The sequence below is a fragment of the Streptomyces deserti genome (assembly GCF_054782695.1).
This window is the reverse complement of record NZ_BAAGRZ010000037.1, coordinates 1-8,115: the sequence shown is the minus strand read 5'-3', so window position 1 is coordinate 8,115 and position 8,115 is coordinate 1. Positions and strand designations below refer to the sequence as shown.

Sequence of the window (8,115 nt, the reverse complement as noted above, 5' to 3'; positions counted from 1 at the left end):
CGCGATCGGCACGAGCGGGGCGTGGGCCTGCTGGAGGAAGACCTCGAGGAAAACCGCGATCATCGCGGGCGAGGGGTGTTTGCCGCACTGAGCGGCTCCGAAGAGGACTCCGCCCGTGCGGGTGCGTGCCAGTCGCTCGAGGATGCCCGTCTCCAGCAGCGGGATCTGCAGCCGGTTGTGCGGTGCTCCGTCGTAGATGCGGCCCGCCCACGTCGCGAACAGCACCAGACCGCGCAGCCGACGGGAGACGCCGGGATGGTCGAGCACGGCACGCAGCGCGAGGAACCCGCCCATGGAATGGCCGACGAGCACCGCGTCGCGGACGTCGAAGTGCTCCAGGACCGCCAGGTAGTCCCGCGCCATGGGACCGGAGCCGATGCCGTCCGCACCCAACGTCGACCCGCCGTGGCCGCGCTGATCGAAGACGATGACACGGTGACCGTTCGCCACCAGGGTGGCCTGCACCAGATTCCACTCCAGCAGCGAGACACCGTATCCGTGGGCCAGCACCACGGGTGGCCCGTCACCCGCGACGATGGCGCGCAGCAGCGTCCCGTCGGGCCGGGAGAGGAACACTTCCTCACCCTCGGGTTCGCGGCGGAGCAGTTCGTAGGGAACGGGATCCGGCCGCCGTTCGATCCAGCCGGCCGTCACCCGTGCCGCCGCGATGGCACCCAGGGCCGCCGCAGCGCCACTCCAGACCAGCCGCATCTGCATCGGTGTCTCCCACATCCGCTCGTGCGGTGTGTCAGGGCCCGGTCGTAGCGTGCCTGACGGCGCTCATTCTGTAGGTCAACGGACCGCGGTGGGCCCAGGATTCAGTGGCTTGGCTCAAAAGCCGCTGTTCAACCGGAGGTGATCGGCTGATGGGATGGTTGCCGGCCGGCAAGCGGCGAAAGTCGTCGGCACTGCGGCTCAGTTGGACCTGACGAAAAGCACCTGAACGAAAAGCACCTGACGCAAAGGACGGGACTTGCGTATCCGAAGCACCTGTGGCTCAGTGTTCGCCGCCGCGCTGCTCTCCCTCGGGGCCGTTCCTGCGTCCGCCGCCGACCACGGGGTGCGGGCCGACCGCTCCTGCAGTGGTCTTCGATTGACGGGCTCACTGCCCGCGCCGCCCGCGGGCAAGGCCGTCCAGCAGGAGGTCTCGATCGGCGCCGACTGCAGGCCCCGGCTCGGCCAGGTACGGCTGATACCGCTCGGCGCTTCCGAGGAAACCGCGAGACGGACCGCGACGGAAGACACAGAGGGCGGCCGGCATCGGCTCTCCAGCTGGAATGAGATGTACGACTGCTGCAACATCCGTATGACCGGCCTGTATGTGACGTCGGAATGGGTCACCGACGGCGGCCGTGTCGTCAGCGCGGACCCGGAAGCCGGTCAGCAGTGGAATCGCGAGCCGTGGGACGCGGGCTGGTCGCGCAAGTCGGCCACGGAGGGCGTCGACTGCGCCACCGACTGCACCGCCTCCCGCATCGAGGCGCACGCGGACTTCACCTATCGGGGCATCTTCGACGCGACCGGAACCTGGTACGCCAACACCCACCACTCGTATGTCGATCTCAAGGCCGACGGCACCGCCTCGTGCCGCTTCGAGGTGGAGCTGCGTCACGCTTTCATCGGCTGGAACTGGCGCCGCGGCTGCGCCTGACCGGCCCCGGAGCCCGGTCGGCCCGGACGATGCCCGGTGACAGCCTGGCGAGCGCGAGCGCGCACACGCGGCGATCCTCGCCGCCGCCACCGAGATGGTGGCCGAGTCGGGGTACGCCGCCATGTCCCTCGGTGCGGTGGCGAAGCGGGCCGGAGTGGGCAAGGACACCATCTACCGCCGGTGGTCCGGCAAGGCCGAGCTCGTCTACAAGGCCGTGTTCACCACCAGCGACACCGCACCCGTTCCCGACACCGGCAACCTCGAAGACGACCTGACCGTCCTCGTCCAGCAGTTGATCGACGAGTTCAGCACCCGGGCCGCCGTCGCGGCGCTGCCCGGCCTGCTGGCGGACTTCGCCGCGGCGCCCGACGTGCGCGCCAGGATCCGTTCCGCCTTCCTCGAACCCGCGAAGCAGCGCCTGGCCGTCGTCTTCGACCGGGCCCATGCTCGCGGGGAGACCGGCCCCGGCGTCGACGCCGACCTGGTGCTCGACGGTCTCGTCGGCACCGTGTTCCTCCGACTGGGCATCCTCGCTGAGTCCGCCGGGCTGGCCCGGGACATCGCCCGGATCATCGCCAAGGGAATCGAGACCCGATGAACGGATGGTTGCTGGCCGCGGGCTCCCTGGCCACCGCGACGGCCCTGATCCACGTCATCGCCGGCGGCCGTGACGTGGTCCGTCCCCTGCTGGCCAGCCGTCTGGGCGCCGAGCCACTGCGCACCCTGCACGCGGTGTGGCACTTCGTCAGCGTGGACCTGCTGTTCTGCGGAGCCGCCCTGATCGCCCTCGCCGCCGGCCCCGCCCCGAACACACCGCTCGTCCTGTTCATCACCGCCCACTTCCTCGCGTACGCGGCCGTGTTCCTGGTGATCACGCTCCGCGTGGGCTGGTCACGGCCCCTGCTGCGACTGCCCCAGTGGCTGCTGCTCCCGGTGGCTGTGCTGGCCGGGACCGGTGTGCTGTAGCGAGCCGGACCCGTCTCGACCAGGACGCACCGGCACGGCGGGCCGAATCAGCCGCTGCCGACGACTCACCGGGGGCCAGGCTCCTCCGTGCTCAGCGCGGTCCGGTCCGCTCCGCCCACAACCGTGCCGGTCGGGTTCGTCCGGCACGGCCTGTCAGGGACGCGCACCGCGTCCCCGGTGCCCTGGATGTCTCTCACCATTCCGCGCTGTCCCCACCGGCCAGTTGGTTGATGAGCACATCACTCAAGGCGAGGGTGGACGGCCCCGCCTCTGCGTCGTGCAGCCGCAGCTCGCTCCAGATGACTTTCCCCTCGGGCGTGTACCTGGTGCCCCAGCGCTCCGCGACCTGGGCGACGAGGAACAGGCCGCGGCCGCCCTCGTCCGTGGTGGCCGCGTATCGCAAGTGCGGGGAGGTGCTGCTGGCGTCGGAGACCTCGCAGATCAGGCTGCGGCTGCGCAGCAGCCGGACCTGGATGGGCTCCGCGGCGTAGCGGATGGCGTTGGTGACCAGTTCGCTGAGGATCAGCTCGGTGCTGAACGCGATCCCGTCCAGCTCCCACTCCGCCAGTTGCCGGGCGACGGCGGCGCGGACGCCGGAGACGGCCGCGGGGTCGCGCGGGACGTCCCAGACGGCGACCTGGCTGGGGTCCAGGACCCTCGTGCGGGCCACGAGGAGCACGATGTCGTCGCTGGGGCGGGTGGGCCGCAGCGCGTCGATGACCGCCTCACAGGTCTCCTCCGGTGTGCGGACGGGGCGGGCGAGGGCGCGGAAGAGCAGATCGAGGCCGATGTCGATGCCGCGGTGGCGGTCGTGGACGAGGCCGGTGGTGAACAGCACCAGTTCACTGCCCTCGAGCAGGCGGAACTCGGCGGTCTCGAAGGGGAGTCCGCCGAGGCCGAGGGGTGGACCGGCGGGCACCTCGGGGACCTCCGTACGCCCGTCGGCGTGGACGATGGCGGGGAAAAGGTGCCCGGCCCGTGCCACGGTGCACGTCCCGGAGACCGAGTCGTATATCGCGTACATGCAGGTCGCCCCGGTGATGTCCATCTCGCCGTCGGCTCCCCTGCTCTGATCGATCTCTGCGACCAGCTCGTCCAGGTGAGCCAGGAGTTCGTCAGGCGGGAGATCGAGGCTGGAGAAGTTGTGGACCGCGGTCCGCAGCCGGCCCATCGTTGCCGCGGCGTGCAGACCGTGGCCGACGACACTGCCCACCACCAGCGCGACACGCGCACCTGGGAGCGTGAGCACGTCGAACCAGTCGCCGCCCACCCCCGGCGCCGGCAGATAGCGGTACGCCACATCGACGGCGTCCTGCTCGGGCAGGCACCGGGGCAGCAGGCTTCGCTGCAGCGTCGCCGCCATGGTGTGCTCGCGGGTGTAGCAGCGGGCGTTGTCGATATGGACCGCGGCCCGCGTGGCGATCTCCTCGGCGAGCGTCAGGTCGTCCTCCTCGAACGGCTCGGGCCGCTCCGACCGCCAGAAACTCGCCACCCCCAGCACCGCGCCTCGCCCGCGCAGCGGAACCGTGATGAGCGAGTGGAATCCGTTGCGAAGGAGCCTTGCGACGTGCTCGGGGTCCTGGTTTCGCCAGGTGTGGGCGGAGGCCAGGTCCGCCTCCAGAACCTCCTGCCCCGCCAGACTCCGTTGCTGCGGCGTGGTGGGCCGGTATCGGATGAGCTCCTCCTCCTGGCGGAGGGGGTGGTCCTTCCGGATGCCGGCGACGGCCGTGCGGCGCACTTCCGCCCCTAGACGGGGCATCTCGCCGTGCAGGACCGGATCCGCCAGGTCGACCGTGACGAAGTCGGCGAACCGCGGGACCGTCACCTCCGCCAGCTCCCGGGCCGTCCGCCGCACATCCAGCGTCGTGCCGATGCCGACACCCGCGCGATACAGCAACCGCAGCCGCTCCTGTGCCACCGCCACTCGTCCCGAGAGCACCTGCAGCTCGGTGGTGTCCCGCAGTGTCGCCACGCCTCCCGGTGGCCCGCCGCCCACATCGGTGGGCCGGTAATTCACCGCGAGCAGGCGGTCACCGGCCGGATGCACCTCGTCGGTCGCGACCCGGCCCGACAGCAGCAGGTCGGCGGTGCGCGGCTCCAGCCCGAGCTCGCCGATGTGGCGCCCCTCGGCATCTGCGGGCAGGTCGAGGAGCCGCCGGGCCTCGTCGTTGACCAGCAGTACTCGGCGGTCACCCGAGACGATCACCACGCCCTCGCGGACGGAGTGCAGGACCGCGTCGTGGTGCTCGTACATCCGGGTCATCTCGGCCGGACCCAGGCCGTGGGTCTGACGCAGCAGGCGCCGGCTGATCAGCGCCGCTCCGCCCAAGGCGAGGCAGAGCACCCCGGCGGCGGCGCCCCCCACCATGGGCAGCTGGCGCTCCACCACGTCGTTCACGCTCTCGATCGTGATCCCGACGGACACCAGCCCGATGACCTTGCCGTCGGAGTCGATGACGGGCACCGTCGAATCCACGGCCGGCCCCAGGCTGCCTTCGAAGGTCGACGTGTGCGACTTACCGGCCAGCCCCTCCTCGTACGTGCCGAGGACGTGCTTCCCGATCAGATCCGGATCGGGATGGGTGAGACGGGTCCCCTCAGGAGTGAACACCACGACGTAGTCGACATGGGACAGCTTCCGCGCCACTTCGGCGCGTGGCTGCAACACCGCGGTCGGGTCATCCGTCCGCAGGGCCTCGCGGACGGCGGGGGAGGAGTTAACGAAGGTCTCCGCGACGGCGAGCGATCGCTGGCGGGCCTCCTGTGTGCTCTGATACCTGGCCTGCAGCACGAGCGCCAGCATGGCGACAGCCACGAGCAGGGCGACGACCGCCAGCTGCAGGAAGAACACTTGGCCGGCCACATTGCCGATGCTCAGCAACGAGCGCGGACGCCTTACCGGCGACGGCGGCGCGGTCCCACGGTGGTCACTCTCGTGCCGGGCCTTCTGCTCCCCGCCCCGCCCCGTTCGCCCGCGCCAAGGGGAGGAACGCCGCCCGGTGACCTGGCGGACCAGCGCAACCAAGGGTCGTCGGGAAAATCTGGTCACATCCCCATTCAACACCCCGGCCCGGGGGCCGCCGCCTTGCTGAGCGGCGCCTTCGCCGTCGCTCCTGTGTGACAGGTATGCAGCACTGTGACAGCAGATCCAAGCAGCTGATGAAACCGGTGCGCACGCTGGCTTCCCGGCACGCGGCCTGCCACGACGACGCGGACCCCACCGGCCAGGCCGTACGAACGCCGACGCCAGGCGGCCACATGGCGCTCGGCCGGCGCGGCGGGACCGGCCTGTGGCCTCCGTACGGGTGGCGGTCCTTTCGTGTGGATCAGTCGGTCGTTGGTCCGGGTGTGCCGTTAACCGTTGCGCAGTGGGCGCGGATCGGGCCGTTGCTCCCGGACCGGACGCCGAAGCGGGGTGTGCGCCGGCGGGGTCATCGTGAGGTGATCGAGGCGATCGCCTTCAGGTCTCAGACCGGAACGCAGTGGGTGCATCTGCCGAAGAAGTACGGCGACTGGCGTGGCGTCTACAACCGGTTGCGGATGTGGGCCGTGGGTGGCACCTGGGGGCGGGTGTTCACCGCGTTGCTGGCACAGGCCGACGCCGATGAGGACCTGACCTGGGCTGTGTCCGTGGACTCCACGATCGTGCGAGCTCACCAGCACGCGGCCGGGGCCCGCAAAAAAAAAGGGGCCTCAGTCGGTGAACCGGCCGACCACGCCATCGGCCGGTCCCGCGGTGGGCTGACGACCAAGATCCACCTCGCAGTCCCGTACCGAGGGCGCCCGCATCGCGCCAGGCGACGATGCCGCCGGCGAGGCTGCGGACGTCCGGATGTCCCATGCGCGTCAGCAAGCAGTGCCGCGTACGGGGCGGACTTCTCGCTCACCGGACAGGCCAGCAGCACCGGCCAGCACCGGCTGAAGGGCAGGTATGCAGTGCCGCGCACGCGCACGGGCTGCGCAGGTCGACCACGATCGGCCCATCGGCGGCCCGCCGCTGGGCGTCCGCCACCCCGACGGCAGGGGCGGCGCGCACGTCGGTCACCGGCCTACGGGATCTCCTTCGGCGCCGTCGTGCCGCGTGCGCAGCATCGCGTGGCCGCCGTGGTGCAAGGGGGTACTCAGCTTCAAGTGGGCTGCTTCGCAGGCCGTACGGGCGTCGAAGACGTGAATCTCACCGTGGCCGCCACGGGTGACGGCGACCCAGTTCGTGCCGGGTGAGGCGGCCACCGCACGGCGTTGGACGCCCTCCCAGGGGGTGCCTCCGCGTCGGGGGGCGCCGTCCATGGCGGGGAGGGGGGCACGGCGTACGGTCTCGTCGGCGTCCAGCAGGATCACTTCGTCGCCGTCGGGGTGCATGCGGGTGAACGCGGTGTGGTCCTTGGCGAGTGCCAGTCGGAAGACCAGTCCCGGGCCGAGTTCCGTCACGGTCGTACTGTCCGCTTCCAGGTCGTGGCGCCATGCCTGATTCGTCCACTCCGGCCATCGCAGCGGGTCGGCGGGGCCGCCCCGCAGGGTCGACCACAGGGCACGTCGCCGTGGGTCGAGCCGCAGGTACCAGCCCCGGGCGGGCGAACCCCATGGGATCACGGCGTCGGCAACGAGCGCGTCGCCCTCGCGGCGCGCCCGGCGTACCCCCTCGCCCGTGGCCGCGAACACACGGCCGGAGGACGGATCTTGAGCGTCGCCGTGCCCATCGTCCGGCAGGGGGAGGCATGCGTGGGGCGTGACCGGCGGGCAGCCGGGCGGTGAGTCGAGCAGGTCGGCGAACCGGTGAACGGCCAGAGCGCCCGGTTCCCGGTGCCGCAGGACGGCCAAGGGGGCGCCGTCGCCCAGCACCGTCACCCCGGGCTCGCCCACGCGCGTCCGCACTCGGGCCGCGTCTCCTGTGGCCAGGTCGACGACCGTGAGCAGATCCGACCACGGTTCGCCGTTCTTGCCCAGGCCCGTCGTGACAGCCGCCCACCTGCCGGAAGGGTCGCAGGCGAGGTGCTCGGCCGGCACGGCGACCGGAACAGCGGCCTCCACCAGTTCACGGCCGAACGGGTCGAGCACCAGCAGCTCGCCCCTGCGGTCGTCGACGCACGCCGCCCGCCCTCCCGGCAGTGCAAGAAAGCCGGCGTGCTCGGAGAGATGACGGCCGGTGAGGCGGTGTACCTCCACGCCGTCCGGCACGGTCAGCACGTGGACGGATCCCCCGACATGGTCGGAGACGAGCAGCAGCGGGCCGTCGTTCATCGAGAGCCTCCAGGAGAAAGGGGATCAGATGAAAACGATTATCATGTATGGTCGAGGTGTTCCGGAACCATGAGAAGAAGCGAGGGCATCGATGCTGCGCCCACCGTCGAGACCCGTCCGAAGCTGGATCACCGCCGCGATCGTCGGTTCGGTCCTCGTCGGGTGCGGCGCCTCCGCCGAACCCGCGAGGGAGAAGGCCGCGGCGGCCGGTGCGAAGACCGACGTCACGGTGAAACCCATCGAGGCGACCCGGGAGTTGG

The 8,115-nt window shown here is 70.9% G+C and carries 6 protein-coding genes and 2 pseudogenes; 4 read left to right on the top strand and 4 right to left on the bottom strand.

Annotated features, from left to right (window positions below; genetic code table 11):
• Nucleotides 1-717, bottom strand: a 717-nt coding sequence (locus tag ACYVMZ_RS34980; RefSeq protein WP_461086903.1) for an alpha/beta fold hydrolase, incomplete at its 3' end; no start/stop codon positions are given.
• 256 nt (nt 718-973) lie between these two features.
• Between ACYVMZ_RS34980 and ACYVMZ_RS34975 the strand changes: the two genes are divergently transcribed.
• The 3 genes from ACYVMZ_RS34975 (at nt 974) to ACYVMZ_RS34965 (ending at nt 2,617) form a co-directional block, all read left to right on the top strand.
• Nucleotides 974-1,651 (top strand): hypothetical protein, encoded by a 678-nt coding sequence (locus ACYVMZ_RS34975; RefSeq protein ID WP_461086902.1) that lies wholly within the window; start codon nt 974-976, stop codon nt 1,649-1,651.
• 73 nt (nt 1,652-1,724) lie between these two features.
• Nucleotides 1,725-2,249 carry a TetR/AcrR family transcriptional regulator gene (locus tag ACYVMZ_RS34970; protein ID WP_461086945.1) on the top strand — a complete coding sequence of 175 codons (525 nt, stop codon included), beginning with the start codon at nt 1,725-1,727 and terminating at the stop codon, nt 2,247-2,249.
• Entirely contained in the window at nt 2,246-2,617 is a 372-nt protein-coding gene (locus ACYVMZ_RS34965; protein ID WP_461086901.1) for a hypothetical protein, read from the top strand. The genes ACYVMZ_RS34970 and ACYVMZ_RS34965 overlap by 4 nt, the downstream gene beginning before the upstream one ends.
• Before the next feature lie 193 nt (nt 2,618-2,810).
• Here the strand turns inward: ACYVMZ_RS34965 and ACYVMZ_RS34960 are convergent, their stop codons facing one another.
• Nucleotides 2,811-5,489 carry a SpoIIE family protein phosphatase gene (locus ACYVMZ_RS34960; protein ID WP_461086944.1) on the bottom strand — a complete coding sequence of 893 codons (2,679 nt, stop codon included), beginning with the start codon at nt 5,487-5,489 and terminating at the stop codon, nt 2,811-2,813.
• Nucleotides 5,490-5,743: 254 nt separating this feature from the next.
• On the opposite strand from ACYVMZ_RS34960, the pseudogene ACYVMZ_RS34955 reads away from it, so the two are divergent.
• Nucleotides 5,744-6,352 (top strand): annotated as a pseudogene (locus ACYVMZ_RS34955) (IS5 family transposase); the annotation flags it as partial.
• A 43-nt stretch (nt 6,353-6,395) separates the two neighbouring features.
• Here ACYVMZ_RS34955 and ACYVMZ_RS34950 read toward each other — a convergent pair.
• Nucleotides 6,396-6,680: pseudogene (locus tag ACYVMZ_RS34950) on the bottom strand (rhodanese-like domain-containing protein); the annotation flags it as partial.
• The gene (locus ACYVMZ_RS34945; protein WP_461086900.1) at nt 6,659-7,855 is read right to left on the bottom strand and encodes a YncE family protein; all 1,197 of its coding nucleotides are present in this window, start codon (nt 7,853-7,855) and stop codon (nt 6,659-6,661) included. The gene ACYVMZ_RS34945 and the pseudogene ACYVMZ_RS34950, both read right to left, overlap by 22 nt.
• Between the last annotated feature and the right edge of the window lie 260 nt (nt 7,856-8,115).